Raw genomic sequence first — 18,681 nt, forward strand, 5'->3', positions numbered from 1 at the left:
CAGGCGTGCCCTCAGATCATGGCACGGGATTCTCCAGCAGCGTGAGGGCCTGCCCGACGCTGTGTTCCGCGATCGCCCGCATGAACTCCGGATCCGGGAAGTCGCCGTCGAGGAGCCGGAGCGGGCCCGCGACCAGCGAGAGGTGCATGGCCGGGCGGTAGAGGCGCAGCCGGTCCTCGTCGAGACCGTCGGCACGCAGAGCTGCGTAGTCGTCGTGGAAGCGCCGGCGCAGGAAGACGTGCTCCCACTCGGCGTCGAAGTAGAGCAGGCCCTCGATGTCGATGAGGGCGGGGTGGCCGTGCTCGTCCACGAGGACGTGGTCCGGGCCGAGTTCGCCGTGGACGAGGCCGACGCGGTTGCGTGGTCGGACCGTCCCGGCGAGGGCGTGCAGACGGTCGTGCAGGGCCTCGCGTACGGCGGCGATCCGGGCGTCGCGTGCGGCGGCCTCCGCCAGGTCGGCCAGGGCCCGTTCGAGGACGACCTGTTCGCACGAACCGCCGTACGCGCTGCCGCCGTTGTCGACGACGGCGACCTTGCCGTGGCGGGGTGCGGGGTGGGCGTGCAGGGTGCGCAGGGCCTCGGCCAGTTCCCGCAGGGGCCCTTCGGCGGCCTCGGGGTCGCGGTGCAGCAGGTCCTCCAGACTGCCGCCACGCACGTCCTCCACCACGGCCACGTCCGAGGGCAGATGCGTGTGGCTGCGGTCTGCGAACAGCAGGCGGGGGGTGCGGATACCGAGGGCGGTGAGCCTGTCGTACGCGGCGGTGAAGAGGTCGAGCCCGGAGGCGTGCGAGAAGGAGTCGCGGGGGTCGGCCGGGGCCGCGTCCCAGTAGTCCTCGGCCGGGTCCCAGACGCAGGCGACCGCGGTGGAGCCGTCGTCGAGGAAGAGCCGGTAGACACCCTTCTTGCTGCCACCGCGCAGCCGGGCGACCGCGGTGAGCGTCCGGGCCGGGCCGAGAGCCGCGCGGGCGAGGGGCGCGAGCTCGTCCCTCGTGAGCGGCCTGCGCATGGCGGTCATCGGACCCAGCCATCCTCGTACGCCGTCCAGTCCTTCTCCCGGGCGGCGAAGTCCACGTACAGGGCGACGCCGAAGCGTTCCCGGGTGCGGTCGGTGCGGGAGAGGCCGAGGCGGGTGCCGCGGACGGCCGCCGCGACCGTCTCGGCGGAGCCGTGGTGGTCCATGTTGTCCTCGTAGTAAAAGGGCAGGCCCATCAGCAGGTCGGTCGACTTCGGGGTGACTTCGAGGGCGAGGGAGGTCTGCTCGGCGACGTAGCCCCCGTACAGGCTCTCCAGCGGAAGCGCCGTGTCGTACGACATCACGGCGATCTGGTCGACCCGGCGGGCGACCTGTCCGAAGAACGACTGGGACCACCACTTGGGGTGCGCGGTGAAGGCGCCGAAGACGGAGTGGAGGTTCGGGAGCGGGTCGATCTGGTGGGCGGCGACGGAGAGCTGGGCGTCGTGGGCGCGGGTGACGCGGCGCAGATCGTCGAGCAGGGACAGGTAGTTCGAGTCGTCGGAGTGCAGGGGCTCCAGGTCGAAGTGGGCGCCCTCGAAACCGGCGTCGAGGATCTGCCCGGCGGAGCGGACGACGGCGGCCCGGGTGGCCGCCCGTTCCAGGCGCATCCCGACCTCCCCCTCGGTGGCGAGCACGTCGCCGAGCCAGGCCTGGACACGGACGCCGGGCAGTTCGCGGTGCACGGCCTCGATCAGCCAACGCGCCTTCGGGTACGCCGACTCGGGCAGGGTCCCGTCGTGCTCCAGCGGTCCCGCGTGCACATACAGATCCCGGATCCCGGTCGCCCGCAGCCGCTTCGCGAGCGCCTTGACGTCCGCGTCCTTCTTCCGGCCGTCCACCCAGGCGTGGCCCATCCAGATGGCGTCACGGTTCCTGGTCTGGGTACCGGGGGCCGGGTCTCCGGCGTAGTTGACCCGCAGGGCGATGCCCGCGGCGAGGGTGGAGAGCAGCAGGGCGAGAACGAGCCCGAGTGCGATGCGCCTGGGCCAGCGGACGTAGGGATGCCGCCAGACCCGGGCCACGCGGCGCGGCCACTCCCTCGGCTCACCCGTTCGCGTGTCCGCCCCGGCCGCTGTCGCCCGAGGCTCAGCTCCCGGCTCCGTCTCCGGCCCTGCACCTGGCTGCGGCCCTGCTCCCGGCTCCGGCCCTGGCTCTGCTCCCGGCCCCGCGCCTGCCCCCGTGCGCCCCTCGCTCATCCCCCGCGCCCCCTTCGTACGCCCCCGTATCACTCGTACCTTAAAGGCCCCCATCTCGGCGCACGCCCGGTCGCGCCACCGCGCAAGCGGTCATACGCTCCCAAATGTGACGTCGACCCGTAGCCGAACCCGGTCACGCCGAGCCGCGTCCCACATAGCCGTGCGGGTGGCTCATGCCGTGCTCGGGGCGCTGGTGGCGATCGGGTGGCTGGTGCTGCCCGTCGTCCGGGCGGGCGCCGAGGATCCGTCGCGGTCGTCGTCGTCGCGGAGCGAGCAGGTCCAGGTGGCCGAGGAGGGGGCGGCCGCGCCCGGACAGGGCGGGACGGCCACCGGCGATCTCGTGCTGCCTCTCGTCGCGGTGGTCGCGGCGGCAGCGCTGGCGGCCTACACCTACACCCGGCGCATACGGCGCGCGCGGACCCGTACGACACCCGGAGGCGGCTCCGCGGTGGCGGAGCCGTTCGCCGAACTCGAACGGAGGGCACGACGGTTGCTCGTCGAGATCGACGACTGCGTACGCACCTGCACCGAGGAACTCGGCTGGGCCGCCGCCCGGTTCGGGGACGAGGCGGTCGCACCGTACGCGCGGGCGTCGGCCTTCGCGCGTGCCGAACTGGCCGTGGCCTTCCGGCTGCGACAGCGGCTGGACGACACCGTGCCGGACGACGGCCTGGTCAAGCGGCAGCTGCTGGAGGAGATCGTCACGCGGTGCACGGAGGCCGGGCGGCGGCTGGACTCGGAGGCGGCCGGGTTCGACCTGCTGCGCGCCCTGGAGCGGACCCTGCCCGCCGCGCTGGACTCGGCGGAGGCCCGCTTCCGGGAGCTCGCCGGACGCACCCCGGCCGTGGCGGCGACCCTCGCCGAGCTCCACGTGCGGTACGCGCCCTCCGCGTCCCTGCCCGTCGCCGGCCACGTCGAACAGGCCAAGGACCGGCTCGTGTTCGCCACCGCGCACCTCAACCGGGCCCGGCAGTCGCTCGACCGGGGCGAGGACACGCGGGCGACGGTGTCTCTGCGGGCCGCCGAGGGCGCCGTCGACCAGGCGGGCCTCTTCCTGGACGGTATCGACCGGCGGGCCCGCGAACTCGCCGCCGCGGCCGACCTGTTGCCCGCCGCGCTCGACGGCGCGGCGGGCGGTCCCGAGGCGGCGCGGGCCCTCCCGGCCGCCGGTGCCCCGCCCGGCCGGATCGCGCACGTCGAGTCGGTCGTCGCGGAGATACGGCGCCAGATGGCCGCCGGCGGCCCGTACGACCCCCTCGACGCCCTCCGGCGCGTCACCGGGGCCGTGGCGGCCCTGCCCGACGCGCCCGGCCGCCTCGACCACGCCCTCCTCCCGGCCCGGAGCGCCGTCGCGCTCGCCGCGGACTTCGTCACCACGCACCGGGGAGCGGTCGGCAGCGAGGCCCGGACCCGGCTGGCGGAGGCCGAACGCCACCTCGCTCTCACCCCTCTCGCCCTCGCCGACATCGAGCGGGCCGACGGGCTCGCCCAGGACGCGGAGCGGCTCGCGGAGCGCGATGTACGGGCGTACGGGCATCCGTACGCGGGACAGGAGGGGCCCGGGGACGGTTCCGCGGGGGTCGGTGGTGCGGTGCTCGGCGGGATCCTGCTGGGCGACGCGCGCGGCGGGCCCGCGGCGAGCTTCGGCGGCCCCCGTACGCGGGGGCGCCGGCGGGCCGCGACGGCCGACTCCCCCCGGTGACCGGGCCCGTTGTCCCGCCACCCGCCCGCAGCCGGAGGAGACGGGTCAGAACAGGCTCAGGAGGGCCTCCGCCGGATCCGTGAGGGGGGTGCCGGCGTCCGGGAGCGGGAGTTCGAACCAGACCGTCTTGCCACGCGGCGTACGCCGTGAACCCCAGGCGGCGGAGAGGAGACCGACGAGCTGCAGACCCCGGCCGCCCTCGTCCGTGTCACGGGCGCGACGCCGGCGCGGCTGCACCAGCCCCGCGTCCCAGACCTCGCAGACAAGCGTCCGGTCGAGCAGCAGGCGCAGCCTGATCTCCCCCTCGCCGTAACGGAGCGCGTTGGTGACGAGTTCGCTGACGAGCAGCTCGGCGGTGTCGATGAGCGGTTCCAGGCCCCAGGCGGTGAGCTGGGTGCGCGCGTACTCACGGGCCCGGCCCACGCTGCGCGGCTCGCGCGGCAGCGTCCAGTCGCCGACGGACTCGGCGGGCAGCCCCTGAACACGTGCCATCAGCAGGGCGATGTCGTCCTCGCCGTGGTGGGTGTCAAGGGTGTTGAGGACGTGGTCGCAGACGTCCTCCAGGGGTCGGGAGGGGTCGGTGAGCGCGCCGACGAAGGCCTGCAGGCCCTCGTCCAGGGGGTGATCGCGCGATTCGACCAGTCCATCCGTGTAGAGCGCCAATAGGGCGCCTTCGGGTAGTTCGACCTCCACCTCCTCGAAGGGTTCGCCGCCGACGCCCAGGGGCATGCCCGGCGGCACGTCGAGCATCAGCGCGCTCTCGCCGGGTTCGACCAGCACCGGCGGCAGATGGCCCGCGTTGGCGAAGGTGATCCTCCTGGTCACCGAGTCGTAGACCGCGTACACACAGGTCGCGAGGTACACCTCGGAGAGGTCGGCGTCGCGGGGCTGGCGGGCCGCGCGGGTGGCCTGCTGGACACCGCTCGGCGTGCCGAGGCCGCGGGCGATCTCGTCCAGCGCCGAGAGCACTTCGGCGGGTTCGAGGTCGAGCAGGGCCAGCGTGCGGACCGCGGTGCGGAGTTCACCCATGGCGACCGCCGCGCGCAGTCCGCGGCCCATGACGTCGCCGACCACCAACGCCGTGCGGTGACCGGGGAGTTCGATGACGTCGAACCAGTCGCCGCCGACCTCGGTGGCCGCGTTGCCGGGCAGGTACCGGCACGCGATGTCCAGCCCGGAGGCCTCCGGGTCGCCCGGCGGGAGGAGCGAGCGCTGCAGGATCAGCGCGCGTTCGTGCTCGCGGCGGTACAGCCGGGCGTTGTCGATGCAGACCGCGGCGCGCGCCGCGAGTTCCACGGCGAGCGAGCGGTCGCGGTCGCCGAACGGCTCACTGCCCTTCGTACGGGAGAACTGGGCGAGGCCGACCACCGTGTCGTGGGCGACCATCGGGACCGCCAGCGTGGACTGGATGAGGCCGCCGTCCTCGGCGGGGACCTGCTGCGGGCGGGCGGTGCGCAGGGCGTCCGCGCAGGGCGAGTTGAAGGCGTAGTGGTGGACCGCGCCCACGGCGACCGGTGCCGGTCCGCCGATGAACGGCGCGTCGGACACGGCGCTGGCGAAGGCGACCCGGCGCAGCTCCGCGCTGCCGTCGGCGAGCGCCCGCGGGGTCTCGTCGCCCGCCAGCAGGCCCTGGTAGAGGTCGACGGTCGCGAGGTCGCAGAAACCGGGCACGACGACGTCGAGGAGTTCGCGTGCGGTGGTCTCCAGGTCGAGGGAGTTGCCGATACGGGCGCCCGCCTCGTTCAGAAGGGCGAGATTGCGCCGTGCCGCGGCCGCTTCCCGGGCTGCTGCGCGCCGACTGGTGATGTCGGTTCCGAGCCAGGCGATACCGATGGGGCGGCCGCTGCCGCTGTGCACGCGGTAGAGGTTGATCGACCAGTGGCGGCGCTCCTCGGAGCCGGGCACGAAGCCCGTGACGTGCATGTCCGTGATGGAGTCGCCGGTTTCGAGAACACGGCGCAGTGTCGCGGCGACGCGCTCGGCCTCGCTGCGCGGCAGATAGTCATGGACCGTACGGCCGCGGTGACCGTCCACGTCTCCGCCGAACAGCGAGGCGAACCGCTTGTTCGCACGCCGGATCCGCAGGTCGGTGTCGATCAGCAGGAAGCCGAACGGAGATTGACCGAAAATCGCCTGCGAGGCGGCGAGGTCCGTCTCGATGCTGCGGAGGGTCCGGACGTCCACGACGATGCATACGGCGGCCCGCTCGCCGTCCTCCGTCATGGTGGGCATCACATAGACCTCGGCGAGGCCCTCCGCGCCCGGCTCGCCGTCCTCGGAGGCCGGCATCCGGAAGGGGACCACGCCGGTCCACTCGCGGCCGTCCAGGATCTCCGCCATCTTGCGCTGGCCGCGTTCGCGCTGGTCGGGTTCGAAGAACGCCTCGATGGGGTCCATGCCGAGGGCGCGCTCCGGGGATATCCCGAAGAGCTGTTCGGCGCGCAGACTCCACTGGTCGACAAGGCCGTCCGCGCCGATGGAGAACGAGGCGACCTTGATGTAGTCGTAGATCGAACCGGGGGGACTGCTCTGCCACATCGCGTCGCCCGCCGGCTCCCCCACCGGCTCACTCATCGACCCACCCATCGGCTCGCCGACCAGCGCGTCCGTCGGCTCACCCGTCAACTGCCCCACCGGCTCACCCATCGACTGCCCCATCGACCGACCCATCGGCCCACCGACCGGCTCGTCCGCCGGCTCGCCGGGCAGCCCGGTCCTCGGCCCGTGGGCCCGCTCGCCCGTCGGCCCGCCCGATGTGTCGCCCCCCGGTCCGGCCCCGGAGACGCCCGTCGCGTCGCCCGAGAGCCCTGTCCTCGGGGCGGTCGTCGGGTCCACGGCCGGGTCGGCTCTCACGGTGCCCGGCGATTCGGCCATGGCTCCGCCGATCGCCTCGCCCGTCACCCCGGCCACGGCAAAATCGCCCGTGGCCTCCGCCCTCGCGCCGTCCGACGGGTCCTCGGACTCCGTGGCCTTCGCTGGTATCTCGCTCACGCGAACCGTCCCCTCCAGCTCACCGCGCCCGGCACCGGTCACCGGGGGCGGCTGCCCGCAGTATCCAGCACTACGGCGCCGCACAACACGGTGTTCACGATCACAGCACGGTCCCGATGGTTTTTGGACCGGCCGCGACATACTCCCAGTCTTCTAACCAGGTGGCGCCCCGTCGAACCAAAGACTCCGGACAACTCCGGTGGCCTGAACCGATCGGTCCCCCCTGTACGACTTCAGCCAGGTACCGCCAGCTCGAACCACACCGTCTTTCCAGTGTCCCCGGGGCGGGTACCCCAGCAGCGCGAGGAACCGGCCACGAGCTGCAGCCCCCGCCCACTCTCGTCGTCGGCGCCGGCGGCCCGCTCACGGGGCGGGTCGGGCAGCGAGTCGGAGACCTCCACCAGGAGGGCACCCGGCACTCCGACGGGCCTGACCAGACGGACACCGATGGGACCGGTGGCATACCGAAGGGAGTTGGTCACCAGCTCGCTGACCAGCAGCGCGGTCACATCGCCGAGGGAATCCAGCTCCCAGGTGCGCAGCTGGCCCCGGACGACGGCGCGGGCGGTGCGGACGGCACCCGGTTCCGAGGGAAAGCTCCACTCGGCGCAGTCGCCTTCGGTGTCGATCACGCCGATCACTTCCCAGGCCAGGAACGCACCCATGTCCGGTTTCGTGGGGTTAATGGGCACATACCCGATATCCCGGATGCCTTACCGCACACGTGGGCGCACTGTGGCACGAACGGCGTACGGGACCCTGCATCGCGGCCATGGCTCGCGCTCTCCCGCTCCAGGAAGCCGGGCACGCGGAGCCGTACTCCGGCGCCCGCGCCCCGGACGTCAGCGCCCCGGACGTCAGCGGGTGTCCCCCAGGGAGACGAGCGGCGCGCGGCACCCGGTCCAACTCCGCGCGGTCGACGTCGTCGAGACCGAAGAGGATCTTCCGTTGACTGCGGGCAGGCCCCTTGTCGGTGCGGGTGACGTGGAAGCCGCGACGGTCGCCGGCGATGGCCTCGCGGGTGACGAGGCCTCGGGCCACCAGGCGGTCCACACGGTCGGCGAGGGCCGCGGAACCGATCATGACGCCGACGGCGAGGGCCCCGGGGCGAGGGGAGCGGGGAGCGGTCGCCGCGGCGGTCCTGGACAAGGTGGAGGTGCTGTCGATCGCGCCCGTGGTCGCGCACGCGATCCATCCGGGGATCTTCGAGAACGGGTTCGGTGACCAGCCTGCTCGACGAGCCCTGACCGCAGCCCCGGCCGACGAACCAGACCAGGGAACCGCCCGACAAAACCGACTGATCCCCGTGGGTCACTCATCCCCGTGGGTCACTCATCCCCGCGTGCCACTCGCTCCTGGGTGGCACTCCCCGTACATCGCGGGGCGCGGCGCGCGTGTCCGGATCAGGCTCCGGGCGCGGTGTCCCGAGCGTCCCCCGTGTCCTCTGTGTCCTTCGTGTCCCATCCCTGGAGCACGGCCTTCACGGCGGCGACGTCCTGATCCAGCCAGGGCACGTCCCAGATCTCGTCCGGGGTCAGCCAGCGCAGTTCGTCGTGGTCCTCCAGGGGCCTGGGGTCGGCCGAGCCGGGGAGCAGCCGCGCGGTCCACACCCGCAGGACGTACGGCGTGCGCAGGGGCCACTCGCCGGGGACGCGCTCGACGGGCTCGGCCGCGGCGCCGAGTTCCTCGCGCAGTTCGCGTACGAGGGCGGCTTCGGGAGCCTCGCCCGGTTCGACCTTGCCGCCGGGCAGCTCCCAGCGTCCGGCCAGCTCGGGGGGCGCACTCCGGCGCGCGGCGAGTAGGCGTCCGCCGTGCAGCAGGGCACCCCCCACCACCACGGTCCGTTCGTCCATACGCCGGAGCCTACTTGGATCCGTTCTGCGCGATCCGCTCGACCCAGTAGAGCTGTTTGTGACCGCGGTCGTCGAGGCTGTCCGCGATCTTCTGGGCTTCGGCCCTGGTCGCGTACCTGCCGACGCGATAGCGATTGCCGTTGTCGTCCTGCCGTATGACGAGCCAGGGAAGAGTCATCGTGCTGTCGTTCATCGAGCCCCTCCCCTTCCCGCCCCCGGCTCACGCCGTGCCCCACCTGAGGAAACCGCAATCCGCATATGCCCGAGCCTACGCCTAACCTTCACGCAGCGAATACGGCTTTTCACAAAGAGGTACGCAACCAGCCAAGACGGAGGGGGCGCATGCGTACGAACGCGCCGTCGACCGCCCTCCGTGCGCCTGTCAGGCGGCGCGAACTCCGCCCCGGGCAGGGTATTCGAGAAAGGCCAGATTCCAACCGAGCTTCCACGCGGGCGACTTGGCGCGCGGGTGTCCGGGGCCCGCGGACGCCGAACGTCCGCGAAGGCCTACAACTGCGCCTACTTCACCGGCAGGTGGTACGCGATGCGATACCGGTCCGCCGGTACGACGACGTCGGCCGTCTCGACCGGGCGGCCCGAGGCGAAGTACGTCCGCTGGATGACGACGACCACATGCCCGGGGACGCCGCCCAGCGCGAGGAGTTCCTCGGCGAGGCCGGGGCGGGCGCCCACCTCCTCCGTGACGTTGTCCACGATCACGTCGATGGCCGCCATCCGCTCGACGACACCCATGCCGCCCAGCGGGCCCTCCTCCGGCAGCATCACCGGCGTACGGCCCGTGACGGCGAGGGGCTCCCAGGACGTGGAGAGCATCATCACCTCGCCCGCGTCCCGGAACACGTAGTTCGTGCACATCACGCGGTCGCCGGGCCGGATGGAGAGCCGCTCGGCGATCGCGCCGCTCGCCTCGGCCTGCTCGCTGTGCGACTCCCAGGTGCCGCGCACGGACAGGTCGGCCTGCTCCTGGCGGAACGGGGTGGCACCGCTGTCCGAACGGTATCCGGACCGGGAGACCCGGCGCGGCACCGGCCGCTCCCGCACATACGTCCCCGAGCCGGATCGGCCCTCGACCAGCCCCTCGGCCATCAGCACCTTGCGCGCTTCCAGGGCGACCGTGTCCGAGACGCCGTACTCCTCGCGGATCCTGGCCTGGGAGGGAAGGCGGGTGTGCGGTGGCAGCGAGCCGTCGACGATCTTCTTGCGGAGATCACCCGCGACGCGCAGGTACGCCGGCTGCTCACCGAAAGTCACTGGCCGCTCCCATCAGGTTGTACAGACAGCTACAGCCTGGCAACCGTGGGTTGTGCCATGCAAGCGAAGGCCAGAGAATCACTCGATGTGATTACTTATGACCACCGAGGGCTTTACCCAGGCACTTTCTCCCCGCTATGGGCCGCGTCACACCTCTATGCCGCCGCCGCTTTCCCCGTCGCCCTGGCCGTCCCCGCCCCCGCCGCTCGACGGCGGGGTGGTGGCGAGGCCCAGAACTTTGCGTGCGGTGACCGTCTTCGTCGGCTCGATGAGCTTCAGGCCCTTCTCGTAGTGGGCGTAGAAGGTGTCCGCGTCCTGCGCGGCGGCCGCCTTCGTCCACTCCTTGCGTGACGCCTCGATGTCGTCGACGAGGGCGGTGACGGGCTTCTCCGCGGCGGGGAACCAGCCGTGTCCGCGCAGCAGCCGCGCCTGTTCGTCGAGCGCGACGGACACCCGGGTCGCCCACTGCCGGTAACCCGGCAGGTCGTCCTCGACGTACTCCTTGTCAGGTCCCGTGTCCATGGCCTTGTTGAGCACGACCGCGGCCTGCAGATACGCGAACTGGTCCGCGTTCAGGGTGAGGCCGTCCTTGCGCAGCGAGCCCTTCAGACCGCTCTTCTCGTCCGTGTTCCCGAACATGCAGGTGATGGAGCGGTCGCCGCCGGCCCAGCTGTCCCGGGTCGGCGTGAAGTAGTACACGTCGACGTTGTCCGGGACGGCCCAGGCGTCCATCGCGTACGCGTCCTTGAGCGTGTAGCACTTGGCGTCGGCGGCGTCGACGACCTTGCCGTCGCCCGGGTAGGACCCGCCGCTCATCCTGAAGTCGGCGAACACCTCGGCGTCGTGCGTCCCGGCGCAGGGCACCTTGTCCACGTCGTAGGCCAGGCCCTCCAGCGAGCCGCCCGGCGCGTCGAAACAGTCGCCCTTCTTGAGGGTGAAGGCCGTGCCCGCCGAGTCGCTCACGCCGTCCTTGACACCGTCCCAGAAGCCGCCCGCGCCGCCGGTGGCGAAGGCCAGCACGTACAGCGCGAGGCCGAGCGAGGACATCACGATGCCGCCGACCGCCATGCCCCTGCCCCGCTCGCCCCGTTTCCTGATCTGCGCGAGCGCGACGATCCCGAGGACCAGGCCGACGGCGGGCAGGAAGCAGAGGATGCCGAGGACGAGCGCGGCGATCGCGAGCCCGTTGACGGGTGCGGGGCGGTTGTACGGGGAGTAACCCTGCCCCCAGGTCTGGTACGGCGCCTGGGGATAGGGCGGCGGATACGGCACCTGGCCCGGCGGCGGGTACGACGGGCCCTCGGGCTGCTGGGGTCCGGGCGGCGGGGGTATGGCCACGAGTACCTTGCTCCTAGTCCAGGCGAGGTCGGTCGTCCGGAAACGGGTAGGTCCGGCCGGGAGACGTGCGACCGACGAGCGCCGATCGTATGTTCGCCGAACGGCTGGGCGCATCGTAAGCGCGGCACGGGCGAGGACGGAACGCGGATCACGACGGGAGACCAGCGCGGTCGGTCAGAGCGTCAGCGCAGTCGGACAGAGCAGTCGGTCAGAGCGGTCGGTCAGAGCGTCAGCGCAGTCGGACAGAGCAGTCGGTCAGCGCGGTCGGTCAGAGCGTCAGCGCAGTCGGACAGAGCAGTCGGTCAGAGCGGTCGGTCAGAGCGTCAGCGCAGTCGGACAGAGCAGTCGGTCAGAGCGGTCGGTCAGAGCGTCAGCGCAGTCGGTCAGAGCGGTCGGTCAGCGCAGTCGGTCAGAGCGTCAGCGCAGTCGGTCAGAGGAGTCGGTCAGCGCAGTCGGTCAGCGCGGTCATCCGGCTCGGAGCGGTCACCGGGCCGGATGACCCGACGGCCCGCGACGGCCTCCACCGCGGTGGTGTACCGCGTCGCGCCGGAGGCCTCCGCGGGCCGGTCGCGGTGCGCGCATACCCTGCGCCCATGACACCTTTGCCGGATTGTTTCTGCCCGGCGGACGGCACGCGCGTCCCCGGCGGCTCGCTCGACTGGTGCTGCCCGGTCTGCCGCGGCCCGCTCGACCTGGACTTCGCGCCGACCCCCGCGTCCCTCAAGTCGCTCACCGGGCGCGTGAACTCACTGTGGCGGTACGCGGAGTGCCTGCCGCTGGCCGCGCCCACGGTCAGCCTGGGCGAGGGCCGCACTCCCCTGGTGGAACTGCGCGAAGGCGTCTCGGCCAAGCTGGACTTCCTGATGCCGACGCTGTCGTTCAAGGACCGCGGCGCCGTCGTACTGGCCGAACTGGCGCTGCGGCTGGGGCCCGCGCAGGTGCTCGCGGACAGCAGCGGCAACGCGGGCACGTCGATCGCCGCGTACTGCGCGCGGGCCGCGCTGCCCTGCACGGTGTACGTCCCCGAGGGCACCTCGCCGAAGAAGCTGGAGCAGATCGAGGCGCACGGGGCGCGGGTGCGTGTCGTGGACGGGGACCGGGAGGCCACGGCGCGGGCGGCACGGGAGGCCGCGGACGCGCCCGGCACGTTCTACGCCTCGCACGTCTTCAACCCGTACTTCCTGCACGGTACGAAGACTTATGTGCACGAGCTCTGGGAGGACCTCGGCGGACGCCTCCCCGACGTGATCGTCGTGCCCGTCGGCAACGGCACACTGCTCCTCGGCGCCGCGCTCGCCGTCGCCGAACTGCACGGCGCGGGGCTCATCGACCGGCGGCCCGCGCTGTACGCGGTCCAGGCCGCCGCGGTGGCGCCGTTGGCGCACGCCTGGGCCGAGGGCGCGGACGACCTGGTCGGTGTCACCCCGGCGGCCCCCACGTTCGCCGAGGGCATCGCGATTCCGCGCCCGCCGCGGGCCCGTCAGATCCTGCGGGCCGTACGCGACTCGGGCGGCACCTTCCTCACGGTGACGGAGGACCAGATCCGCCATGCCCAACGCGATCTCGCGTCCCGGGGCCTGTACGTCGAGTCGACGGGGGTGGCGTGCTGGGCGGCCGTACGCGAGGGGGTGCTCGGCGAGCGGACGGCGGTGGTGCCGTTGTGCGGGGCGGGGCTGAAGACGGGCCTGGCCCGGGAGTAGCCGGGGTCGCGGGCCCTCGGAAGACAGCCCGCCGCCGGCCCCGGTGACCAGCCACACCCTGTTCGTCCCGCCTCCCGGCACGCGGACCCGTGTCCCACCCCCTGGCACGCGGACCCGTGACCCTCACGGCTCCCGCGCACCACCCTGCACCGGCCCCACCCGGCCCGCCAGCCGCATCTGCTCCTCCTCGACGATGCGGCGGGCCAGCGCGCTGTCGGAGATGTCGACGGCGTCCGGGGTCTGTTCGGCGGTGTCGCTGCGGCGGGCGTAGGCGTCGAAGAGACGGGTCTTGTTCTTGAGGATGTGCAGGAGGCGCTGGTCGACGCTGTCGGTGGCGAGGAGCCGGTGCACCTGGACGGGGCGAACCTGGCCCATACGGTGGGCGCGGGCCACGGCCTGGTGCTCCATGGTGGGCTTGACCTGCGGTTCGCACAGGACGACCACGGACGCGGCCTGGAGGTTGAGGCCGATCCCGGCGGCCTCGATCTGGCAGAGGAGGACCGCGTGGCCGGGGGCGGCGGTGAAGTCGTCGACCAGTCGTTGGCGGCGCGCGGCGGGCACCCCGCCGGAGATCGGTCCGAACACGCCCTTCCCGAGCGCCTGTTGGACCGTTCCCAGAACGTCCCTGAAGTAGGAGAAGACCACGACCTTCAGGTCGTTCTCGGCCGCCTCGGCCACCAGTTCGCGCAGCCGCCCCAGCTTCGCGGACTTCTCGGCGTCGGCGTACGCGGCCCGGCGCATCGCCATGAAGTTCCCGTCCTCGACCGCCCTGAGGTACGCCTCGCGATCCGCGGCGCTGAACTCCTCCCACTCGTCGACCTGGACGAGGGCGGGCAGTTCGGTGAGGACGTCCCGCTGGTTGCGGCGCAGATAGGCGGGGGCGACGGACTTGCGGAAGGCGTGCGGACCGGCGGCCGCGCTGCCGTGGTCGATCGCGGGGAGCAGGGCCGGCTGGAGCTGGCGCACGAGCGTACGGAACTCCTCGACCCGGTTCTCCATGGGCGTCCCGGTGAGGAACAGGACGCGTTCGCAGTGCCCGGTCCAGGCCGCGACCGCCTTGGAGCGACGGGTGTCCGGATTCTTCACGTAGTGCGCCTCGTCGACGACCACCATCCCCGGCTTCTTCGCACCGCCACCCTTCGTACCCCTCGTACCCTTCGTACCCCTCGTACCCTTCGCGTCCGGCGCGTCCGGCGCGTCCGGCGCGTCCGGCGCGTCCGGCGCGTCCGGCGCGTCCGGCGCGTCCGGCGCGGGCAGGCTGTGCAGCACGTCGTACGTGGTGATCGCGACACCGCCGCGCTCACGCCACTCCTCGTAGGCGTCCAGCCGTTCCGCGCCGTGCACCGGCAGGGCCCGCAGGGTGCTGCGGGTGCCGATCTCACGCGTCCAGTTGATCAGCACACTGGCCGGACAGACGACCAGGAAGTGGCTGTGGCCGTCCGCCGCGAGATGGGCGAGCGCGGCGATGGCCTGCACGGTCTTGCCGAGCCCCATCTCGTCGCCGAGGACGACCCGGCGCTGGGCGAGCGCGAACCGGGCGCCGAAGGCCTGGTAGCCGCGCAGCGAGACCCGCCGCCGGGTGTCGTCCAGCCGCTGGGCGTGCACCCGCTCGGCGACCTCCGACGGCAGGAAGCCCTCGGCCGCCGCCGCGTCCGAACGGTGCTCGGAGACTTCGGCGAGCTGGCTGTAGTACTCCGGGGAGCGCAGCTCGAAGTCGACCCACGCCTCGATGTCGGAGGCGGGCGTGCGCAGCAGGTCGGTCGAGGCCTGCGCGAGCAGCAGGCGTACGTCCCGGGCGCCCGCGTCGGCGGTCAGTTCGCGGAGTCCGGCGAGCGCCGAGAGCGCGCGCTCCTTTTTCCGACGCCCCGCGAGGAGCGTCCCCAGCCGTCCGCCCGCGGGCCGGGCCGCGGGCAGCAGCTCGCCGAGCCGCGCATCGAGGCGCGTGGCCGCGTCCACGGCCCGGCGCAGCTCGGGACCGGCCTCGACCAGCGTGCGCAGCGCGATCACCAGGGCGGTCGTACGGGGTTCGGGGCGGTCGACGTCGATCCGTACGGAAACGGTCTCCTCCACCGCCCGCGCGATCTGCCGCGCCGCCGCGAGGGCCCGGTCGGCGGTCTGCGCGCCCACCCCGGGCAGCTGCCGCAGCGCGTGCCGGCTCGTGTCGTACACCGCGCGGACGGACGCGAACCCGGCCGTCTCCAGGGCGCCGAGCCTCAGGCGCCCCTCGGTGACGTCCTTCAGCCGGGAGACCGGGATGGACTCCAGCTCCTCGGCCACGAGTTCGGCGCGGATCGGCGCCAGCGCCGCACGCACCGCTTCGAGCGCGCGGACGTGATCAGCGAGCACACCCCGCGCGGCCTCGTGCAGCCCGACGCCCTCGGCGAGCAGACTCCGCTCACGTTTCCCCACGGACCCGACAGTACCGCCCGACACCGACAACCCGGCCCGGCTCCCGTGGCGGCCCGCCCCTGGTGACCGCGCGTCCGCAGACGGCCGTCCGGCTGCGGCAGGTCGGCCGGGAGGACGACCGACGACCGCCGGTGCGGGGGTACGCGGAGGCGCGCCGGGCGGCCACATGGGCATGACATACCATCAACTCCCCTTTCCACTTGGCCACTTACTCCCCCAAGGCTGCTCGTATGCCAGACAGAGACACGGCGGACGCCGACGACGCCGCGGATGACGGCGCGTCCTCGTCATTCGTGGACGACGTGATCGAGAGTGTCCTTCCTGACGCAGCCGACACGGACCGGCGCAGGCGGAACCGGAAGATCCTCATCAGGGTGGGCTGGGTGGTCGTCAGCTCGCTCATGCTGTTCCTGCTGACGAAGGGCATCGACTGGCTGACCTCGGAGCACGACGCGAGGGTGGCGAGCGAGGCCGACGACAAGGTCGACCGGGAGGGGCCCGCGTTCTCCGCCGGCGTCCGGCAGGACACCGAATACGCCGAGGCCGCGCTCTACAACGCACCGTTCTCCGATCAGGAGAAGCAGCAGATCCTCGGCCCGCCCCAGGACCTACGTCCGTTCGGCAAGGCCCACCACGCACGCGACGTCTTCTACTCCGACGTCTGGCACCCCTTGACGCGTTCGCAGTGGTGGGGCTACTCCGAGGCATGGCTGGCGGACCTCATCAGCGACCGGCAGGCCGCCCTCGTCATCAACGGCATGCGGATGAAGGACGTCCGGTGCACCCCGGCCAAGGCCGACACCGTGATCATCGCGCGCGGTGAGGGCGAGGGCAGCTACGGCGGAATGCTCTTCGACGTGACGCGCTCCACCAGCGTCCCCCTGATCACCGGGAGCGACGAAGAGCACTACGGCGAGCCGTACTTCGCACACAAGAAGATCGACCTCGGCAACGGCGCCACGCCCGGCGGCCTGCGCATCCAGGTCACGTCCGGGACGAAGGACTGCACCTGGAAGGCCTTCGAGGTCACCTATGTGGACTCGGACGGCACCCACACTCAGGACATCACGAACAACGGCAAGGGCTTCACGGTGCACGGCATAGCGGAACACCCCAAGCAGGTGTACGAGTTCAACGTCACCGGCTTGTCGGAGTGCACTCCGCTGGAGCGAGGGCGCTACGAATGCCCGGGAGGGTGACGAGGATGAGCACGTGGCAGCGGAGCCTGACCGCGGCCGGGGTCCGGGAACCGGAGCTGCGCAACGACTACGGCGACGCGCGTCGGCTGGTGGCGCGGTTCCGCCGTAGTTCCTACCTGGCGGCCCGCGTGCTGCTGCCGCCGTCGGTGCTGCCGCATGTGGTGGCCGCGACGGCCGTGATGCACCACGGGGACAACCTGCTGGACACCGGCCCGAAGCCGCAGCGGATCGCGGCGTGGGCGTCCTGGGAGCAGCAGCTGCGCAAGGCACTGGAATCAGGGGTGGCCGACGACCCGCTGATCCGCACGTTGCTGCACACCGTCGCCGCGTATCCGCGGCTTCGGGGGGTGGTGCAGGAGTATCTGTCCACCGCCGGCGCCGAGCTGGAGTTCACCGGCTTCGCCTCCGAGGCCGACTACCAGGCCTACGTGGACGCCTACTCACTGCCCGCCTTCATGCTGGTCGCCGTACTACTGGGTCCTGAGGACGACGGCGGCCGGTACCGGGCGATGTGCCGGACACTCATCGACGGCAGCCAGCGGCTGGACTTCGTCAATGATCTCGCCGAGGACATCGCCGAAGGGCGACCGGGCATCCCGGCCCAGACGCTGGCGCGTTTCTCGGTCACGGCGGCGGACCTCGCGGCGGGACACGAGCCGCCGGGCCTGCGCCTGTTGGTGGAGCACGAGGTCAGGGCAGCCCGGGCCACCCTGGAGGCAGCCCGTGAACTGCCCACCCAGGTCTCGCCCTCCGGGCGGGCACTCCTGAACGCATTCGTCGAGATCGAGCTACTGACCGCCGACGCGGCCCTGGCACGCGGAGCAGCGCTGCTGCACGGCTCCGCGAGCCCCCCACTGCTGGGCACGCTGCGAGTCCTGCGGAATGCTCGCCGGACCGTGAGGAGCGCTAGACGTTGAAGCGGAACTCCACCACGTCGCCGTCCTGCATGACGTAGTCCTTGCCCTCCATGCGGGCCTTGCCCTTGGCGCGGGACTCGGCGACCGAGCCCGTTTCGACGAGGTCCTCGAAGGAGATGACCTCCGCCTTGATGAAGCCCTTCTGGAAGTCGGTGTGGATGACTCCGGCGGCCTCGGGGGCGGTGGCGCCCTGCTTGATGGTCCAGGCGCGGGATTCCTTGGGGCCGGCCGTCAGATAGGTCTGCAGGCCGAGGGTGGTGAAGCCGACGCGGGCGAGGGTGGCGAGGCCGGGCTCCTCGGCGCCGACCGACTCCAGGAGCTCCATGGCGTCCTCCTCGTCGAGCTCGGCGAGGTCCGCCTCCAGCTTGGCGTTGAGGAAGATCGCCTCGGCGGGGGCGACCAGGGTGCGCTGCTCGGCCTTGAAGTCGTCGTCGACCAGCTCGTCCTCGTCCACGTTGAAGACGTAGAGGAACGGCTTGGTGGTGAGGAGGTGGAGGTCGTGCAGGAGTTCCTCGTTGCCGGAGCCCTGGACGATGCCCTGCGAGAAGAGGGTGTCGCCCTTCTCCAGGATCTCCTTCGCCGCCTCGACGGCCGCGACCTTGGGAGCGATGTCCTTCTTGATGCGCGACTCCTTCTGGAGGCGCGGCAGGACCTTCTCGATGGTCTGGAGGTCCGCGAGGATCAGCTCGGTGTTGATCGTCTCGATGTCGTCCTTGGGCGAGACCTTGCCGTCGACGTGCACGACGTTCTCGTCCTTGAAGGCACGGATGACCTGGCAGATCGCGTCCGACTCACGGATGTTCGCGAGGAACTTGTTGCCCAGGCCCTCGCCCTCCGAGGCGCCCTTCACGATGCCCGCGATGTCGACGAAGTCGACGGTCGCCGGGAGGATCTTCTGGGAGGAGAAGATCTCGGCCAGCTTCGTCAGGCGCGCGTCGGGGACGCCGACCACGCCGACGTTCGGCTCGATCGTGGCGAACGGGTAGTTGGCCGCGAGCACGTCGTTCTTGGTCAGGGCGTTGAACAGGGTCGACTTGCCGACATTGGGCAGACCGACGATTCCGATCGTGAGCGACACGTTGCGACTTC

The 18,681-nt window shown here is 72.0% G+C and carries 14 protein-coding genes; 4 read left to right on the forward strand and 10 right to left on the reverse strand.

From position 1 onward, the window contains the following. Positions 1 to 16: 16 nt before the first annotated feature. Both RV986_RS18580 and RV986_RS18585 read right to left on the reverse strand, forming a co-directional pair. Positions 17 to 1,015, reverse strand: a complete 999-nt coding sequence (locus tag RV986_RS18580; protein WP_475918484.1) for a phosphotransferase family protein — start codon at positions 1,013 to 1,015, stop codon at positions 17 to 19. After that, on the reverse strand, positions 1,012 to 2,211 hold the full coding sequence (locus tag RV986_RS18585; protein ID WP_475918485.1) for a glycoside hydrolase family 18 protein: 1,200 nt from the start codon (positions 2,209 to 2,211) through the stop codon (positions 1,012 to 1,014). Before RV986_RS18585 ends, RV986_RS18580 begins: the two co-directional genes overlap by 4 nt. Before the next feature lie 166 nt (positions 2,212 to 2,377). Between RV986_RS18585 and RV986_RS18590 the strand changes: the two genes are divergently transcribed. Then, on the forward strand, positions 2,378 to 3,913 hold the full coding sequence (locus RV986_RS18590; RefSeq protein WP_475918486.1) for a hypothetical protein: 1,536 nt from the start codon (positions 2,378 to 2,380) through the stop codon (positions 3,911 to 3,913). Between the two features lie 45 nt (positions 3,914 to 3,958). Here RV986_RS18590 and RV986_RS18595 read toward each other — a convergent pair whose 3' ends face one another. The 6 genes from RV986_RS18595 to RV986_RS18620 form a co-directional block, all read right to left on the reverse strand. Then, positions 3,959 to 6,904, reverse strand: coding sequence for a SpoIIE family protein phosphatase (locus RV986_RS18595; RefSeq protein WP_475918487.1), 2,946 nt, complete (start codon positions 6,902 to 6,904; stop codon positions 3,959 to 3,961). A gap of 233 nt (positions 6,905 to 7,137) precedes the next feature. Further along, positions 7,138 to 7,569, reverse strand: a complete 432-nt coding sequence (locus tag RV986_RS18600) for an ATP-binding protein (RefSeq protein WP_475918488.1) — start codon at positions 7,567 to 7,569, stop codon at positions 7,138 to 7,140. A gap of 738 nt (positions 7,570 to 8,307) precedes the next feature. Continuing rightward, positions 8,308 to 8,757, reverse strand: a complete 450-nt coding sequence (locus RV986_RS18605; RefSeq protein WP_475918489.1) for a (deoxy)nucleoside triphosphate pyrophosphohydrolase — start codon at positions 8,755 to 8,757, stop codon at positions 8,308 to 8,310. Positions 8,758 to 8,767: 10 nt separating this feature from the next. Next, complete coding sequence (locus RV986_RS18610; RefSeq protein ID WP_475918490.1) at positions 8,768 to 8,950, reverse strand: SPOR domain-containing protein; 183 nt, start codon at positions 8,948 to 8,950, stop codon at positions 8,768 to 8,770. Positions 8,951 to 9,276: 326 nt separating this feature from the next. Continuing rightward, positions 9,277 to 10,029, reverse strand: coding sequence for a GntR family transcriptional regulator (locus RV986_RS18615; protein ID WP_475918491.1), 753 nt, complete (start codon positions 10,027 to 10,029; stop codon positions 9,277 to 9,279). Positions 10,030 to 10,176: 147 nt separating this feature from the next. Then, positions 10,177 to 11,367, reverse strand: a complete 1,191-nt coding sequence (locus tag RV986_RS18620) for a DUF4190 domain-containing protein (RefSeq protein ID WP_475918492.1) — start codon at positions 11,365 to 11,367, stop codon at positions 10,177 to 10,179. Positions 11,368 to 11,960: 593 nt separating this feature from the next. Between RV986_RS18620 and RV986_RS18625 the strand changes: the two genes are divergently transcribed. Continuing rightward, the gene (locus RV986_RS18625) at positions 11,961 to 13,067 is read left to right on the forward strand and encodes a threonine synthase (RefSeq protein WP_475918493.1); all 1,107 of its coding nucleotides are present in this window, start codon (positions 11,961 to 11,963) and stop codon (positions 13,065 to 13,067) included. A 123-nt stretch (positions 13,068 to 13,190) separates the two neighbouring features. Here RV986_RS18625 and RV986_RS18630 read toward each other — a convergent pair whose 3' ends face one another. After that, on the reverse strand, positions 13,191 to 15,476 hold the full coding sequence (locus tag RV986_RS18630; protein ID WP_475918494.1) for a DEAD/DEAH box helicase: 2,286 nt from the start codon (positions 15,474 to 15,476) through the stop codon (positions 13,191 to 13,193). 230 nt (positions 15,477 to 15,706) lie between these two features. On the opposite strand from RV986_RS18630, the gene RV986_RS18635 reads away from it, so the two are divergent. Both RV986_RS18635 and RV986_RS18640 read left to right on the forward strand, forming a co-directional pair. Then, on the forward strand, positions 15,707 to 16,675 hold the full coding sequence (locus tag RV986_RS18635; protein WP_475918495.1) for a hypothetical protein: 969 nt from the start codon (positions 15,707 to 15,709) through the stop codon (positions 16,673 to 16,675). A gap of 5 nt (positions 16,676 to 16,680) precedes the next feature. Continuing rightward, complete coding sequence (locus RV986_RS18640) at positions 16,681 to 17,592, forward strand: squalene/phytoene synthase family protein (protein ID WP_475918496.1); 912 nt, start codon at positions 16,681 to 16,683, stop codon at positions 17,590 to 17,592. Here the strand turns inward: RV986_RS18640 and ychF are convergent. After that, entirely contained in the window at positions 17,582 to 18,670 is a 1,089-nt protein-coding gene (gene ychF, locus RV986_RS18645; protein WP_475918497.1) for a redox-regulated ATPase YchF, read from the reverse strand. The two genes, RV986_RS18640 and ychF, sit on opposite strands and share 11 nt — an antisense overlap. Between the last annotated feature and the right edge of the window lie 11 nt (positions 18,671 to 18,681).

The sequence above is a fragment of the Streptomyces sp. RLA012 genome (assembly GCF_056270325.1).